The sequence below is a fragment of the Marinomonas sp. AWM4_232 genome (assembly GCF_056158325.1).
The window spans coordinates 2452393-2469548 of sequence record NZ_JBSWTA010000001.1; the positions used below are offsets into that span (position 1 = coordinate 2452393).

Below are 17156 nucleotides of genomic sequence, written 5' to 3' on the forward strand. Positions count from 1 at the left end.
AAGCACTCGAAGAGCAAGAGTGCTTGTACCTGATACATAGGGATATGGTGGTGTTAGAGTCATGAGTCACGCGTTTCAAACAATTCAAAGCTACCGAAATAACGAAGCAGAAAACGTTGCTTGGGTTAATGAGCTTATTGAGGTTCTAGATTTGGATCGTCTGGATGAAGTGCCTTCTAAGCTACAAGTTATCGCCAGTTTGAACTTACAGATCGCTAAGATAGATGCCTTATTACAACGTCAATTAGATGAAGTGTTGCATCACCCTGATTTTCAGGCATTGGAAGCTGCTTGGTTGGGCTGTCGATATTTGCTGCAACAAGTCGGCCTCAATCATCAAGTAAAACTCAAACTGCTGAGTGTGTCATGGTCCGAACTCAATCGTGACATCATGCGAGCGATCGAAATTGACCAAAGTGAGATTTTTAACAAAATCTACAACGGTGAGTTTGGCATCGCAGGTGGCGAACCTTTTGGGGCGATGCTGTGTAATTACGATGTGGCGTTGTCGCCAAAATATCATGGTGTCGACGACATTCGCTTGGTTGAAGGCTTGTCACAAGTGGCCGCAGCGGCGTTTTGCCCATTTTTGTTTAATGCGCATCCTTCCTTGTTGGAGCTGGACGACTTTACGTCATTACGTTCGTCATTGAATTTACAGCGGACCTATCAGCAGCTGGACTTCATGAACTGGAAAGCGGTTCGTCGCAAAGAAGATGCGCGATTCATTGGTATTACACTGCCGCGCATCTATTTACGCAGACCATATCGACATCGTCCAACTCGTACCGATCAATTTGTTTTTCAAGAGCGCTTATCAAAGCGTTCTGACCGCCTTAAAAGCGGGGCAATTTTTGCCTTAGGCGCGGTGATGGCACGTTGTTTTGCAAACACTGGCTGGCTTGCGGAAATTACTGGTGAGCGCTATTTCGGTGGCGGTGTGATTGCCGGATTGGATGAACACACCTCAGCGGTTGATCAAGAACAGATCATAGCAAGTGAAGTGATGATTCCAGATACGCTAGAAAGAACACTGACGGAATACGGCTTTATCTCAGCATGCTATACCGCCAATGGGGGCTCGGGGCTGTTTTACAGTGTACCGTCCATTCAAAGCCCGATGCAGTACAACAATGCGCAGGCCACTATAAATGCGCGATATTCGGCCATGTTGCAATACGTGTTGTGCACCTCACGGTTTGCTCATTACCTGAAAGTCATTGTACGAGACCAAGTGGGCTCATTTTACAGTGCTGAAGAATGCCGACGCTTTTTACAAAGCTGGATCATGAATTATGTCATGGCGACAGATGAAGCCAGTGACGTGCTATTGGCGCGTTATCCACTTCGTGAAGCGCGAGTCAGTGTGACCGAGAAAGCTGGCTCAAGTGGGGCTTACATGTGTGTGGTGCATCTTAAGCCACATTTTCAATTAGAAACAATCGAAACCTCCATTCAGTTTAGTGCCGAAGTGGTTTCAAACCGAGTAACAGGATAAGTATGGATATTAAAGGAATCAGCGCGCTTTATGACCAAGGCGATTTGGCTGCAGCATTAACGCATGCGAAAGCATTTGTCAGAGATAACCCTGAAAGCAACGAAGGACGTAGTCTGTTACTGCAATTTTATTTATTCGCAGGGGAAACCGATAAAGCCATTAGCCAGTTGACGATCATGGAGCGTCAATATGAGAACGACTTGCCGTCGTTTATGACCCTAAAAGTCATGATGGAAATGCTCAAAGCCGACAATCAACGCAAAGAGTTCATGCGCACATTAAACGCTATTCCTGCGATTGATGAAGCAGACCGCGTGGCATTGATGCCAAGTTTTGAACTGATGCAAGGTTTAAAAGCGAACAGCCTAACCAAAGAAGAAGCACAGTCTTTATTGGAGCAGCGTCCTCAGCCGGTATTTGAGTGTCAGTCAGGCGAGCAGTCTTTTGTCGGTGAGCTCATTGAACCAGACGATCTGACAGCCTTTGCTCTGGAAGTATTTGTAGCAAATCAAGGCTATGGTTGGTTGCCTTGGCAGCGTATCCAAAGTATCGAATTTTTCCCCTACGAAAAACCGGTCGACCTTTTGTACCGCAAAGCGGTCATTCATTTGGTACCTAAATCCGAGGAAGACACCCCCACGCCAATGCACGTCTTTATCCCAACGGTTTACGCGGGTACTGCAAACAGTGATACCCAAGCAGCACTTGCTCGCGCAACTGATTGGGACGCGGATGAGACAACGGAAATCGTCACCGGGATCGGACAGAAATGCTGGTTAGTAGGGGATGAACTGATTCCGATTTTGCAAATCGAGAAACTGTCTCGAATACAGCCTAATTAATTCTAATTTAAAGCCCTCGCAAACAGAAACTTTGCCAAGGACTTTTACACAAGTTAACTTTTAAATACGGATAATTTAATGCTTAACGACTCTCTACAGTCTCCATTTTTACAGCTGACGCAAGACGATGCGCCGGAGCGAAAGGTTGACGGCCATCGTCCGCCTTCTGAATTCTATCGTCTGTATCGTGATGCGGTGATGCGAGACTTAGAGGATTTGTTAAATAACCGATGTCGTTCATTAAACCCTTTCGCACACATTGATGATGATGTGCTATTAACCTACGGTGTGACGGATTTTGCCCACATCAATATTTCTGCCCTCAGCGGACGAGAAGCATTGCGTCAAAAAATCCAAGACACGATTCGAATCAACGAGCCAAGACTACGAGACATTCGAGTGAGCTTAAGCGAAGAAAAGATTGACACAAACAGCTTAGGTTTTTGTATCGAGGCCAAGCTCGTTTTTTATGGTGAGTCAGAAGCTGTGGTGATTACCGCTTTATTTGAGCCAGCGCTAAAAATGTTTAACTTTAGGTCGGGACGATAATGAAGCAAGCTCTGATTGATGTTTACCAAAAGGAATTAAATTACCTAAAGCGCCGCGGTGAAGCGTTCGCTAAGGAATACCCTAAAATTGGTGCGCGTTTGCATATCGCCGATGATCACTCTCGTGATCCCCATGTCGAGCGTATTATACAAGGGGTTGCGTTTCTAAATGCGCGCATTCGCAAGAAGCTAGACGATGAGTTTCCTGAGCTTTGCCAAACATTATTGGACGTCATTTATCCGCATTATTTACGGCCGCTACCGAGTTATAACATCATTCGTTTTACGCCGGATAAGGACTTATCCACCATCGCCAATATCCCCCGCGGACGAGTGGTGGAGTCAGATGGGGACGAAGCCTACTCGTGTCGATTTACTACGGTGTATGACACACAGGTGATTCCTTTTCAGGTCAGTCGAGCGCGTTTACAAACGTGCCCGGTTGAAGCCCCAAATCCAGGCAGCTATCATTCGATTAAATCGGTCTTAACACTGCGCTTGGATACGATCAGTGCCGATGTCGAATTAGAAAAACTGCCATTAAAGCGTGTCCGTTTTTATTTGAAAGGCAATCGTCATTACAGCTTTGCCCTGTATGAATTGTTATTGAATCATTGCTTAAAGGTCGCAGTGGCAAAAGGCCCCCATGACCTAGATGCCACGTTGTTTCAAGCTGAGGACATTATTCATCCCGTTGGCTTTGAAGAAAACGAAGGGATGCTGCCTTATCCTGAGCAATCCTTTATAGGCTATCGGTTGCTTACTGAGTACTTTGCATACCCTGAAAAATTTCTATTTTTTGATGTTGATTTAAGTGCTCTTGAAGGAAAACTGGAAGGCCAACATCTAGAGCTATTTTTCTATTTTGATAAAGCGCTACCGGACATTGAAGCAACCATTGATCACAACAACTTTGTGTTGAATGCGACGCCTTTAGTGAACCTATATGAACAGTATTCGGAGCCTACTCGGTTAGAGGAATCGTCCTACGAGTACCCCGTGATTGCAGACGCTCGTCACCCTGATTGTGTTGAAGTTTACAATATTGAGTCTGTATCCATTTCAACGGATGAGACGAACCTTGAATCGGTTAGTCCATTCTTTGGGGTCAGTACCACGCCACGCTCAGATTTGACCGATGTTCGTTGGCACTCCCGTCGCGAGGAAATGGAATACGGCAATGTCCGTAGCCAATTTCAACTCTCCTTAATTCATATTGATGCATTATTAGCAGAGCAGAATGATGGCGTCATGCTGACCAGATTGCGTTGTTTTAATGGCAACCTGCCCTATAAGCTCACCCAACGTCAAAGTCACCCGCCTTTGATTCTTAGTACGGGGTCTTCGGCAGTCGACACTATCGAGTGTATGACACCCTTTACCGATGCCGTGCGTCCTCGTATGGACGATGACGTCTATTGGCAATTGCTGTCTCATTTGAATTTAAACTATGTTTCCTTGGCGGCTGGAGAGTTAGGCTCTAATGCGTTCCAGAAAATCCTTTCCCTGTATAACTTTACCGAATCTGGTGAAAACGATGGTGTGATCAACGCTGTGCAAATACGTCAGATTACCCCGAGTACTTTACGAATTGTTGATGGTCATGGCATGCCGTTTTTCTGCCGTGGTAGTCACGTTACTTTACGACTTGATGAAGCTAAATTTGCGGGCAGCTCACCATATTTATTTGCTTCTGTATTAGAGCGCTTTTTAGGGCTATATACCCAGATCAATTCGTTCGTGAAGTTAACCGTCGAGCTGCATGGCAAAGAGCAAGCTATGAAATCATGGCCAGCGCGCAGTGGGGAGCAAACGTTGCTATGACGCCGTCACAAGATTTACTCGTTACATCGCCTGATATCGACTTTTTCCAGCAGCTACGAGTGTTAGAGAGCCAGGCGCGCAAACGTAATGGTGAAGCGTCAGCCCCCATTGGTTATGACTTTCCCTTATACCGTGAGTTTGTCGACTTCTGTGTCGTGCAGTCACTGGTATCACCTTATGCCGCGAAGGTGAAACTAGAGACATTGCCCGAACAATATGGTTTTCAAAAACAACGACTGCAAGTGGCATGTTTCGGCTTAACCGGCCCTTCCGGCGTATTACCTCAGCATTACACCGAAATGTTAGCGCAACGTGTGCGTGATAAAGACTCTGCGCTGAGTGTGTTACTGGATGGCTTTAATGCCCGAGCGATCAGTTTTTTATACCGCGCTTGGCAAAAAAACCGCCTAGCGGTGTTAGAGGAGCAAGCACAGCAACAGTCGGCTAGCGAGTCCTCATTACCAACGCGAAAAATGTTGATGAGCTACACCGGTTTGCGTCATGGCTCTCCTCAGCAAACGGCATCAACAGATTCCTCAGAAGAGGAAGATGACCTAGTCGTGCCCAGCAGTGAAGACATTGCCTATTACTTTTCGGGTTATTTTAGTCAGCGTCCACGCAATGCCAATGCTCTAACAAAAATGATGAGCCATGTCCTGAAGTGCCAAGTGACCTTGATGCCTTTCTTTGGGCGTTGGTTTGATCTGGATAATACTCAGCAAAATGTTCTAGGCAGTGCCAATTGCACGCTTGGGCAAAGCTTCGTGATTGGGCGTTCAGTCTACGAAGGCGGTTTTAGTATGCGTTTAAAAACCGAACCATTGAGTTTTAAAAAGTTTCAGCAAATACGCCCTGGCGGAAAGCTGTTTGACTGCTTGCAAGAATTATTGATCGCCTATCTAGGACCGGATTACTGGGTCGATTTGCAAGTTGTTTTAAAAGGTCATGTGCGTCCAGCATTAACGCTTGGACAGCGTAACGCCAATGTTCCTGAACTCGCCTTGGGTGAAGGGCTTTGGCTATCGAGCGAGCCCGCTGCTTACGATGTAGCGGACACGATTTACTCTCTTAATCGTTAATTGGGTATGACGATGCAGCAACTTGGACGTTATGAGTTAAAAGAAAAAATTGGCGAAGGGGCGATGTCAGAGGTGTATAAAGCCTATGACCCGGCGTTACAGCGCACCTTGGCAATAAAAGTCCTGAAGCCAGAACTGGCACAAGACAAAGAGCGGCTCAGCTACTTTCTTAATGAAGTCACCATCTCGGGTAAACTAAGTCATCCTAATATCGTGCAGATATTTGATGTTGGTGAAGTGGACGACGCGCCATTTATCGTTATGGAATTGGTCGATGCGCAAAGCCTTGATGAATGGATGCGCCATCAATCTGACTTACCGCTTGAAACTGTGATCGACATTGTAGAACAATTGGCCGCAGCGCTAGAGTATGCCCATGCTAAGGGTATTGTTCACCGAGACTTAAAGCCTAGTAACGTACTGATTGAAAGCTCAGGACGCGTGCGCTTGATGGATTTTGGGGTGGCCTATTTACATGAGCCAACCCAAGAAACTGATCATACCCACGATGAAGAAACCATTGTCGGGACGCCGTATTACATGTCGCCAGAACAGTTAGCGGGTAAAACACCGGATCAACGCAGTGATCTGTATTCCCTTGGTGTGGTGATGTACCAATTGGTCTTTGGTAACCTGCCGTTCGAAGCGTCTACCATCAGAGACTTAGTGGCACTCATTCAAGCATCGGATGTCAATCTAAGTACCTCCCGTTGCCCCCATGCAGTCAAGAAAGTCATTCGCCGCTTGTTGCACAAAAAAGCGTCGTTTCGTTACAGCAACGCAACCGAGTTGCGTCAGCAGCTTTCAGCCCTGGAGTTGGAGTTATCCCATTCTTCAAATCGTTGGAGCGAACGAATCACTGCGACATGGTTGTATACCGCAGCGGTAGCCGGTGTCTTCAGTGTTGTGCTGCTTGGCTTCCTAATGTTCACACTGAACGATCTCTCCAAGAATTTGAGTGGTGTATTAAGTGACTACGGCAGCATGTTGGTTCAGCAAACGAAAGACCAAGTGGACGAGGCTTTACTGCTGGGGGATGACTTGGCTTTAAACGCCATGACCGAGCAAGTCGCCAAGAATGACCAGATAGAATACTTATACATTACCGATCACAGTGGTGTTGTGAAAGCAACCACCGCGAGCACTGGCGTGGGCGCAACGTATCAAACGCCGCCAGCATTAGAACCTCTAGGGCTACATCAGGGCAGCCGAGTAGGGCAAATCACACCTGCTGGTGAAGGGGACCGTATTTATCATTTTAATTCCCCGATCACATTCAACGGTAAGCAGATTGGCTCTGTCATTATCGGTTTGTCAGCACATTCCATTGATGACGTCTGGTGGCGTACCACAACCGTGCTGGGCTTATTTATTGTGTTTGCTTGCCTATCTATTCCAGCGCTGGTGTACGTCATATGTCGATTTTTCACCAATGAATTTAAGCAACTGGGTAAGGCGCTTCAGGGGCTTTACGTCGGCAATTATTTCACTCGTTTGCCAGTTAGCAAAATTGATGAAGTGGGTTATGCCAAACGTCAGTTCAATGAGCTAGCCGAGCAAATGGAAGCCTTTATCAAAGAATCCGATCCCGATATAGAGCGCACACAACTCAGTGACTCTACGATCGAAACCAATGAAAACCAAACGGTAGTAATCCGCAAAACAGAGGATGTTACATGAACACACGAGCGTTAATTGGCAAGCTTTCGACCACCAGTCGTGCGGCATTTGAAGGGGCTGCATCGTTGGCAGTGAGCCATAAACATCATGCTATCGAGCTTGAGCACATCGTATTAGCGTTAACTCAAAAGCCTGAAACGGGGGCGAGACAGGCCCTGAGCCGCTACGGCGTGAATGTGGATCAACTGCAAGGCGATATTTTGACGGTGTTTGAGCGCTTTGATAAAGGTCACACGGGGGCTCCATCATTTTCGCCTAATGTGGTTGAGCTGATTCGTAAGGCATGGTTACTGTCGAGCCTTGAATACGGTGATCAAGAAGTCACTGGTAACGCTTTATTAGTGGCGCTTTTCAAAGAGCCAGCTATGGCGCTGCAATTAACCTCGCAACTAGCGTCTCTGGCTCAATTTGATCAGGAAGATTTTGTTCGAAATGGTCCAAATCTGATCAAGCTAGAGAATAAACAAGCCACGTCGACTCATTCCTCCTCGACAACCAATGATAACGAAGCAGTCGCCAATGCCAGTCAGGGCGACAGCGCGCTGGCGTCTTATACTTTAGACCTAACTGGGCGTGCTCGTTCTGGCCAGTTAGACCCAGTTGTTGGGCGTGAAGCAGAGATTCGTCAGCTGATTGATATTCTTTGTCGTAGACGCCAAAACAACCCCATACTGACGGGGGAAGCAGGGGTCGGTAAAACCGCCATTGTAGAAGGCTTGGCTCAGCGAATTGTTGATGGCGAAGTGCCTGCTTCTCTCGCAGACGTTGATATCCGAATCCTAGATTTGACCTTGTTACAGGCTGGGGCTGGTGTTCGTGGCGAATTTGAAAATCGCCTCAAAGGTGTGGTGGACGAAGTAAAGCAATCCCCTAAACCGATCATCCTATTTATTGATGAAGCGCATACGTTGATTGGCGCTGGCAATTCCGGTGGTCAAGGTGACGCGGCAAATATCCTAAAGCCTGCTCTTGCCCGCGGTGAACTGCGCACCATTGCAGCGACAACTTGGGCGGAATACAAGAAATACTTTGAAAAAGACGCGGCTCTGACTCGTCGTTTCCAAGTTGTGAAAGTCGAAGAACCTTCCCCTGAAAATGCAATGCGCATGTTGCGCACATTAGCGCCTCACTTTGAACAACATCATCAAGTCATGATTTTGGACGAAGCCATTCGCGATGCGGTAGTGATGTCTAAGCGTTACATCTCAGGACGCCAAATGCCCGACGTGTGTGTCTCTGTGCTTGATACGGCTTGTTCGCGAGTGAACTTAGAGCTGCGCAACCCCCCGGCGGCATTGGATAACCTAAAAGCATTGCTGGATCAAAACTTACGCGAATTGGCGGCCCTTGAGCGTGAAGACAGTTTCCACGGAGGTTTTGCGGATGAAGTGAATGCACTGCGTTTGACCATTGATCAGCTTGAATCTGAAACCGTGCGGGTGGAACAAGCGTGGCAAACTGAAAAAGCACTGGTAGAGCAGGTTTTGGTTCTACGCGATGAAATGCGTGAACTTGATCCCGCCCAGACCCTTGAATCTGCCTCATTGAAAGACAGTCTAAACAGTGCGTTAGAAGAGTTGTCGGTACTACAAGGCGAAGCACCTTTGGTACGCCCACATGTGGACAGCCAAGTCATTGCAGAAGTGATTTCTTCTTGGACAGGGATTCCTGCTGGGCGCATGATTTCCAGTGAAATCCAAAAAGTACTCACTGTTCAAACAGAGCTACAAAAACGCATTATTGGCCAAGACCATGCGCTGGATGCAGTGAGTCAGAGTGTTCGAATTTCCAGTGCCAAATTGAAGGACCCTAAGCAGCCGATTGGTGTCTTTATGTTCTGTGGTAGCAGTGGTGTGGGCAAAACAGAAACCACATTGGCTCTGGCCGACTTGCTTTACGGTGGCGAGCAAAACCTCACTGTCATCAATATGTCGGAGTTTAAAGAAGAGCACAAAGTTTCTTTACTAATGGGATCACCTCCAGGCTACGTGGGTTACGGCGAAGGTGGTGTGCTGACGGAAGCCGTGCGCCGTAAGCCGTTTAGTGTGATTTTGTTGGATGAGATGGAAAAAGCCCACCCAGGCGTTCAAGACATTTTTTATCAAATTTTTGATAAAGGCAGCATGAAAGACAGCGAAGGTCGTGATATCGACTTCCGTAATACCCTAATCATCATGACGTCTAATGCTGGGACGGAAACGATTTCTCAATATTACGCGGACCCCGATACCGCGCCAGCACCAGAAAAGTTAGAAGGCCTGATCAAAGAAGAAATGTTGCAGCACTTTAAGCCGGCATTCCTTGGTCGAACTCGACTGGTGCCTTTCTTGCCGCTGACCGATGATGTCATGAGCAATATTATCCGCTTGCAGCTGAATCGTGTTGGTCAACGTTTGGCAGAACAATATCAGGCTGAGTTTAGCTTCAGTGATGCGGTAATTGACACGATCGTAGGGCGTTGCAAAGAAGTCGATACTGGGGCGCGTAACGCGATTCATATTATTAACCGTACGTTATTGCCTGAAGTGTCCATGCGAGTGCTGGAGTCTATGGGGCAAGAAGAGCCTATTTCATCTGTGCATATTGATATGGGTGAAGACAGTCAGTTTAGCTATCAGATTCAGCAAGGGGAGGGATAACGTAATGGATTTGATGTTTACATTGAAAACCAAAGCAGTGTGTCTTTTGTCGGGCGCAATATTGTGTTTTTCAGGCTCCGTCATGGCTGAAAATAATAATTTTCGTATCGCATTACCGGACAATTATGCCGCAAAATCTTACGCACCAAATGAAGATATGAGCGGTGGTAATGTGTTTTTTTCTGAGAGTGGGGATAACGCCATGGGTGAACGTATTCTCCATTTACAAACATTTTTGCCTCAATATTTATCGAGCAAACTGATTACACTTTCTAAAAAAGATCCTAAAGCATTTTCTGAGCAAATGATTGCCTCAGAATTAGAGAAAGAATGTGTAAATTATGAGGTAAATTTGGGGCGAGTTCGATCTCATAATAATGGCGTGATCATTAACTGGTGGAGCGCTTGCGAATCCAATACCCCCAGTAAACACAATAGCTATGAGCGAGGGCGTGTATATTCTGCGAAATTCGGAACATATATATATTCACATTACGAGTCAGGAAAGGGTAAAGATTTTAAGTTTTCCGTAAAGGATGTTAAATGGTTTGACCGTTACCTGAATAACAGCGACTTTTGTGAAAGTGGCAAAAATTGTGGTTTAGAGGGTAAACTCACCGACAAAATTTTTGTCCTTAATTGAATGGCTGAAAACGATTTAAGGTTATTCAATACGAATATCAGGAAAAATAGGTGGCTATACGTAGTAAGTTACATATAACCATACCAGTAAGACAGGGATGTCGCCACGATGATACTTAATATCAGATGTGGCATGCATTCCTTTTGAGTTATTCAACCGAATAACGACTAACGATTTGTTTCAATGATAAATAATGAGTCATTTATATACTAAGTATTAATGTTGAATTTATTTATTAGAGAAATAAAAACTAAGTTAAATTTAATTTATAAAGGAAGTGTAAATTCATGGCAATCTATCTAAAAATCGACGGTATTGACGGTGACGTAACAGCTGCTGGTCATGAAAATTGGGTTGAATGTGACTCAATGGATTGGAACATCAACCGTAGCCTGTCGACAAAACCTGGCCAAGGTAAAGACCGTGAGTCAACAACACCTGTGATCGGTGAGATCACACTAACCACAAAGATGGATAAAACGTCACCTTTGTTCTTTGTTGAAGCTTGTGTGGGTCAAGGTAAAACAGCGCAAATTCACCTTGTTCAAACAACACCAGACGGCATTGAAACATATATGGAGTACACGCTGACAAACACCCTAATCAGTGGTTACAACGTGGTATCTAATGGCGACCGTCCAGTAGAAGCTATTGCTCTTAACTTCACCAAAGTTGAGATGAAATACACGTCTTGGAACGAGCAGCACCAGCCAGAAGGCAGCGTACCATCTGGTTACGACTTGGCGACAGGTTCACGTCTGTAACCATTTCAAATATGTCGCAGCCACCCCTTGGCTGCGACATATTGTTGCTTACTCGAGTTAATACCAATACATCCCACTTTAGTGGGGATGGACTGATTAGAAATTCACATCACGCTGATTAGAAACAACAAGGAAGTATATGGCTCTTTTCTCACAACAAAGCCGACTTTTGGCCATTGACTCACCGCTTGGGCCAGACGCACTGCTGCTCACCCGCTTGGTCGGGGAAGAGAAGGTTTCGACCCTGTTTGGCTTTGAGATCGAAGCATACTCCTTACTCAAAGACATCCCACCTGCGCAAATCGTAGGCAAAAACGTCACCTTAAAAATTTCTCAAGCCGATGATAATGCACTGTTCCAAATGGGCAGCTATCGCTACATCAACGGTTATGTACAAAGCTTTCGCCAAGACGGTAATACGCTTCAAGACTTGCAAGGCTACACCGCCGTGGTTGTGCCTTGGTTCTGGTTTTTAACACAAACCAGCGATTGCAAAGTATTCCAATTTAAAACCGTTAAAGAGATCGCCTCGGCGATTTTCGCGGAAAACGGTTTTAGCGACTTTTCCTTCCGTTTAGTGGGCCAACATCCAGCCCGCGAATACTGCGTTCAATACAAAGAAAGTGACTTTGATTTCTTATCACGATTGTTTGAAGAAGAGGGTATTTACTACTACTTCGAACACTCAGCAGGTAAACACACCTTAGTCATCAGTGATCACGTTGGTGGCTACGGCCAATGCGAAGAAGCTGCGGTGGAGTTTCGCAGTGGTACCCATACAGCCCACTCGATCCATAGTTGGAATCACCGCTATGAGTTCCGCACTGGTGCCTATGCAAAACGTGATTACGATTTTAAAAAGCCCCGTAACAAATTACAGACGGGCGAAAGTGCCAGCATGAAAGTCCCCGGTGTAGGGAAATACGAACACTTTGTTTACCCAGGTCGCTACGAAGAAAAAGGCGTCGGGGATGGTTGGACACGTTTACGTGTAGAGTCTGACGAAGCCCATCACGACATCGTACACGGCGAAAGTGGCTGTCGTAGCTTTACCTCTGGCCATAAATTTACCCTCGCACGTCACGATGACTCACCGGGTGAAATCGCCGAATACATGCTGCTGACAATACGCCATGAAGCGCAGGACTATTCCTACACTGTTGATGACGAAGCGGAAATGCAATACGAAAACCGCTTCCAGTGTATCCCCTCTGGTACGGTTTACCGTCCTCCCATGACCACTGGCTGGCCACAAATGCAAGGCCCACAAAATGCCATGGTCGTAGGACCACCTGGGGAAGAGATCTACACTGATGAATACGGTCGCGTCAAAATTCAATTCCCATGGGATCGCTACGGTAGCTACGACGAAAACAGCTCCTGCTGGGTACGTGTCAGCCATAACTGGGCTGGCAAAAACTGGGGTGCGATCTTCTTACCGCGTATCGGCCAAGAAGTCATCGTCGACTTTATGGATGGCGACCCAGACCGCCCACTGATTACAGGGCGTGTTTACAATGCCGATCAAATGCCGCCATGGGAACTGCCTGCTAATAAAACCCAAAGCGGTATTTTGACACGCTCCACCAAAGAAGGCACCGCGGCCAATGCCAACTGGCTGCGTTTTGAAGACAAAATCGGCGAAGAACAAGTGTTTCTTCATGCCGAGAAAAACCAAGACATCGAAGTTGAAAACGATGAAACCCACTGGGTGGGCCACGACCGCACCAAAACCATCGACAACGATGAAACCGTCTTCGTCCACCATGACCGTACGGAAACCGTCGACAACAACGAAACCATCACCATTGGTGTGGACCGTACTGAACAAGTGGGCAACAACGAAACCATCGCCATCGGCGTCAACCGCACCGAAACCGTAGGGGTGAATGAAACGATTTCGATTGGTGCAAACCGCACGGAAACCGTCGGTGCCAACGAAACGGTTGCGATTGCAGCGAACAAAACCCATACGGTCGGCAGTAATGAAACTACCACGATTTCAAAAAACCGTATCCATACAACGGCCATGGCAGAGGTGAAATCCGTTGGTTTAGTGCGAATGCACAACGTCGGTATCAACGAAACCAATACCGTCGGTGTTGCCCAACAAAACAACATAGGTATGAAACAGTCCAATACGATCGGTGTTAGCCGAGACACCAGTGTCGGCACCAGCGATAACTTAGAAGTTGGCGAAACACTGACCATCAGCGCGGGCAAAATGATCAAACTGGTGTGCGGTAAGTCCATCCTACAAATGGACAGTGAAGGCAATGTGTTTATCAACGGTGTGAAGCTGAATATCACGGGTGAAAGCCATATTCAGCTAGACAGCTCGCGCATTGATTTAAACTAGGAGAGTTGGGAAATGAACGGACCCGAATCAGTCATCGCGCCCGACGTCAAAGGCGCGCCGCTGCCCAAAGTGCTCAACCACACGGCTTACCCTAGTCAGTATTTCCAGATGATGGACGTTAACGACGATGTCTTTCATGTCATGGTGAGCCGCTTAACCTATGACATGACCAAGGTGGATGAGGCTGGGCATTTACTGCTGGCAGATCAGCAAGCCGAGTTGGTGACCACGGATCAATATTACGAAGAGATCAATACCTCATCGGTGATCCAAGAAAGCGACTTCGCCCCTTACAAACCCAAATGCGATATCTTATTTGCCCATGCTGTGGCCTACGCTCCCGAAGGCAAGCCGAGTGAATCTTGGCCAGTAGGCGTTCGCATTGGCGATTGGGAAAAGCGTTTAAGCGTCGTTGGTCCTCGTCGAATGGAACGTTTGTTAGGCACTTGGTCTATCGCGTCCCCGGAAACAGTGGAACATGTGCCCATCCGTTATGAATTGGCCTATGGCGGTACATGCCAATGGCCAATGCCTCCTGTTGAAGGCCAAGACCCTGAACTGTATCAATATCACAAGCCCAACCCAATTGGCTCAGGCTTTAGTGACCGTACTTGGCGTAAAAAAAGCGGCATTGATTATGCCTACGCACCGTCCATCGAAGCCTTCGAAACCCCTTTTACCGCAAAACATGCGGACCAAGGTGATTACCCGGTTGTAGGACTTGGCCCTGTCGGACGTTGGTGGCAACCCAGAGCCAGCCTAGCGGGCACCTATGACGAAGAATGGAAAGCCACACGCTGGCCGAAACTGCCTCTCGATTTTGACTTTGCTTACTGGAATGCCGCCCCATCTGACCAGCAGATTGACTACCCAGAGGGTGGGGAAGAGGTCGCATTGGTCGGCCTGCATCCGCAAGGAACACTGCGCTTTAAATTACCAGTCCCGGATATCAAGTTACTGCTTCGACTAGAAGCCGGCGTGCCGTTGTTCAAAACCATGGCAACCGACACCTTAATCTTCGATATGCAGCAACTCACCGTATCGGTCGTACGTCGTGCGGCGGTCGCTGCCAAAGCGGGTATCAAACAAATGGAGCTGGGGACCTGGGACATCGAAGCCGCTCGGGCGAAAAACGCTGAGTTAATCCAACAAGCGCAAAGCGCAGGTTAACACCGTTAAAGAGGACGAAAAACACCATGGCCAATGAATCCGCCACCGCACAAGACGGGGACTTTATGTTGATCTCCCTGCTCCCCGATGTGTGCTTAACCCCTAGTAAACCGGTGGGTGTACCCGTGCCTTACATGATTACCCACACCATGGATAAAAGTAAGCAATGCTCCCCAAATGTCTTCTTTCGTAAGAAAGCGGCCTACCTGCACGATGAAAGCTTCGTGGACAACATCACAGGGGACGAGCCAGGAGCGGGAATGGGCGTGGTGTCAGGGACGCACGTCAAAATCAGCTACAGCATATTGAAAAGCAGCACCGTATACGTCAATGGCAAACCCATTGTGCGAACGGGTGATCAAGTCTGGATGAACGCTGAGAAGCCTTAGCACTTTAACAATCGCCATTGTAACAAAAGGGATTGACTCGTATAAGGATGCGAAATGAGCCACGAACTATCGTTGATGACAGTGTGTGTAGATCGGGAAACAGGCGAAGAATGTGAACTACCGGAGCCAAAGGAAGGAAGCGTTCACCCCAATGGCCAACCGGCCCCCGCAGCGCCACCTAATACTTCTGGAATGGTTGTTCCCAAAACAAGTCCCGAGGCCAGTGGCGCTAGCAACAGTGCCCCAACAATCGAACCGATAGAAGGTGAAGGAGATTGGTGGGAAGAGAATAAATCCGATGCAGCGCATGCTGCACTCGATGCTGCTGGGATGATCCCAGGGATTGGTATCTTCGCTGACGCGGCTAATGCTATTTTCTATGCAGCGCAAGGGGACCTTAAAACCGCAGGTATAAGCGTCTTGGCCATGATCCCTGGTGCTGGTCAAGGTGTAACGGCCGCGAAATATGGTGCCAAGGCTGCTGAAACAGCTGTAGAGGTGGGAGCCAAAGCCAAGGCCAAGCAAGAAGCTGCTGAAGCCGCAGCAAAGAAAGCCGACGCCCCATCGCCAAGCAAGCCACCGAAGAAAGACAAGGATACTGAAGAGCCGAAAGAAGGAGATGGCAAAGATGGTGGGTATGTTGAGGGACAGCCAGCAAGCTTTAAAAACTCGAATTTTGATGACTATGGAAATTTGACACCAGAGGCGAAAAAAAAGTACAAGAGGCCGTCTGGTTATAGAAAGGGAGTTAGAGAAGATGTGTGGGAGAATGCCAAATCATCTGATGGTAATGTTTATGACCCTATTTCTCAGAATAAAATGGAGAAGAGTTCTTCTTGGGATATGGGACATAAACCTGGGTTTGAGTTTAGAAAGCATCAAAAAAGTGCTGCAGAGAGGGATATAACTAGAAAAGAATTTTTAAATGAGCACAATACCCCTGAACATTTCAGGCCTGAGCTACCAAGTTCGAACCGAAGTCATAAAGGTGAAGATGTCACTGATAGCTACTTTGGTTTTTAAAAGAAGAGGTTCTAATGAAAATTTCCAATGAAAATAGAGATATTGCTAAAAATATTGCAGAGGCATTTTGTACAAGACCGTCAGTTAATCGCTACTGGGATGATAGTGAAATCTCTTATATCGATATTTTAGAGTGTGAGAATTCTCCTAATGATGGGGTTACATCATATGGTACAATTGGCCTATCTGATCATGTACAACATAACGGTGATGGAGATGAATTTCCACTGCGCTTGGAGCTAGTTGGTACTTGTTATGAGGAGTTTTATAATTTTCCTAATATTTTAAGTACAGCTGTATTTTATATAGTACATAATAATTGGTTTTGCACTCCAGGATCTATATTAGAAAATGTGATTGATATATATGAAGAAACAATCAGTATGAAGCATCTTTTTTTCACTTCTCCATTCTTATGGGATAAAACATTAAAGACATCTAGTTTTGGAAATAAAAAAGTAGCTTGGCTTTTGGTAGTTCCTATCTCTGAGAGTGAAAGAGAGTACGCTAGAAAATATGGATCTGAATCTTTAGAGGATTTGTTTGAAGAAAATCAAATTGATATTTTTAATTTGAATCGTGATTCTGTTATTTAGATAGATTTTCTATTTTAAAATACATAATAATATGGATTTTCCATATTATATTGACTGATGAAATTAAAAAATAGTTTTTAAAATTAAAAAATATCTCGCTAT

Annotated in this window: 14 protein-coding genes; all 14 read left to right on the forward strand. The window is 46.4% G+C overall.

What is annotated here, in order from left to right; genetic code table 11:
- Positions 1 to 61 precede the first annotated feature (61 nt).
- The 14 genes from tssC to ACXAC1_RS11670 all read left to right on the forward strand — a co-directional run bounded on the left by tssC (position 62) and on the right by ACXAC1_RS11670 (position 17054).
- The gene (tssC, locus tag ACXAC1_RS11605) at positions 62 to 1498 is read left to right on the forward strand and encodes a type VI secretion system contractile sheath large subunit (protein ID WP_475061614.1); all 1437 of its coding nucleotides are present in this window, start codon (positions 62 to 64) and stop codon (positions 1496 to 1498) included.
- A 2-nt stretch (positions 1499 to 1500) separates the two neighbouring features.
- Positions 1501 to 2340 carry a type VI secretion system accessory protein TagJ gene (locus ACXAC1_RS11610; protein WP_475061615.1) on the forward strand — a complete coding sequence of 280 codons (840 nt, stop codon included), beginning with the start codon at positions 1501 to 1503 and terminating at the stop codon, positions 2338 to 2340.
- Between the two features lie 78 nt (positions 2341 to 2418).
- Positions 2419 to 2889 carry a type VI secretion system baseplate subunit TssE gene (tssE, locus tag ACXAC1_RS11615; RefSeq protein WP_475061616.1) on the forward strand — a complete coding sequence of 157 codons (471 nt, stop codon included), beginning with the start codon at positions 2419 to 2421 and terminating at the stop codon, positions 2887 to 2889.
- Positions 2889 to 4712 carry a type VI secretion system baseplate subunit TssF gene (tssF, locus tag ACXAC1_RS11620; protein ID WP_475061617.1) on the forward strand — a complete coding sequence of 608 codons (1824 nt, stop codon included), beginning with the start codon at positions 2889 to 2891 and terminating at the stop codon, positions 4710 to 4712. The genes tssE and tssF overlap by 1 nt, the downstream gene beginning before the upstream one ends.
- Positions 4709 to 5791, forward strand: a complete 1083-nt coding sequence (gene tssG, locus ACXAC1_RS11625; RefSeq protein ID WP_475061618.1) for a type VI secretion system baseplate subunit TssG — start codon at positions 4709 to 4711, stop codon at positions 5789 to 5791. Before tssF ends, tssG begins: the two co-directional genes overlap by 4 nt.
- Positions 5792 to 5803: 12 nt before the next feature.
- Entirely contained in the window at positions 5804 to 7471 is a 1668-nt protein-coding gene (locus ACXAC1_RS11630; protein ID WP_475061619.1) for a protein kinase domain-containing protein, read from the forward strand.
- On the forward strand, positions 7468 to 10110 hold the full coding sequence (tssH, locus tag ACXAC1_RS11635; protein WP_475061620.1) for a type VI secretion system ATPase TssH: 2643 nt from the start codon (positions 7468 to 7470) through the stop codon (positions 10108 to 10110). Before ACXAC1_RS11630 ends, tssH begins: the two co-directional genes overlap by 4 nt.
- Positions 10111 to 10114: 4 nt before the next feature.
- Entirely contained in the window at positions 10115 to 10753 is a 639-nt protein-coding gene (locus ACXAC1_RS11640) for a hypothetical protein (RefSeq protein ID WP_475061621.1), read from the forward strand.
- 287 nt (positions 10754 to 11040) lie between these two features.
- The gene (locus tag ACXAC1_RS11645; RefSeq protein ID WP_199461235.1) at positions 11041 to 11517 is read left to right on the forward strand and encodes an Hcp family type VI secretion system effector; all 477 of its coding nucleotides are present in this window, start codon (positions 11041 to 11043) and stop codon (positions 11515 to 11517) included.
- 139 nt (positions 11518 to 11656) lie between these two features.
- A complete protein-coding gene (locus ACXAC1_RS11650) occupies positions 11657 to 13876 on the forward strand; it encodes a type VI secretion system Vgr family protein (protein ID WP_475061622.1) in 2220 nt (739 codons plus the stop codon).
- Positions 13877 to 13888: 12 nt separating this feature from the next.
- Positions 13889 to 15046, forward strand: a complete 1158-nt coding sequence (locus ACXAC1_RS11655; protein ID WP_475061623.1) for a DUF2169 family type VI secretion system accessory protein — start codon at positions 13889 to 13891, stop codon at positions 15044 to 15046.
- A 26-nt stretch (positions 15047 to 15072) separates the two neighbouring features.
- The gene (locus tag ACXAC1_RS11660; RefSeq protein ID WP_417505256.1) at positions 15073 to 15435 is read left to right on the forward strand and encodes a DUF4150 domain-containing protein; all 363 of its coding nucleotides are present in this window, start codon (positions 15073 to 15075) and stop codon (positions 15433 to 15435) included.
- 54 nt (positions 15436 to 15489) lie between these two features.
- The gene (locus ACXAC1_RS11665) at positions 15490 to 16458 is read left to right on the forward strand and encodes a GH-E family nuclease (RefSeq protein WP_475061624.1); all 969 of its coding nucleotides are present in this window, start codon (positions 15490 to 15492) and stop codon (positions 16456 to 16458) included.
- 14 nt (positions 16459 to 16472) lie between these two features.
- Complete coding sequence (locus tag ACXAC1_RS11670) at positions 16473 to 17054, forward strand: suppressor of fused domain protein (RefSeq protein WP_475061625.1); 582 nt, start codon at positions 16473 to 16475, stop codon at positions 17052 to 17054.
- Positions 17055 to 17156: the final 102 nt, after the last annotated feature.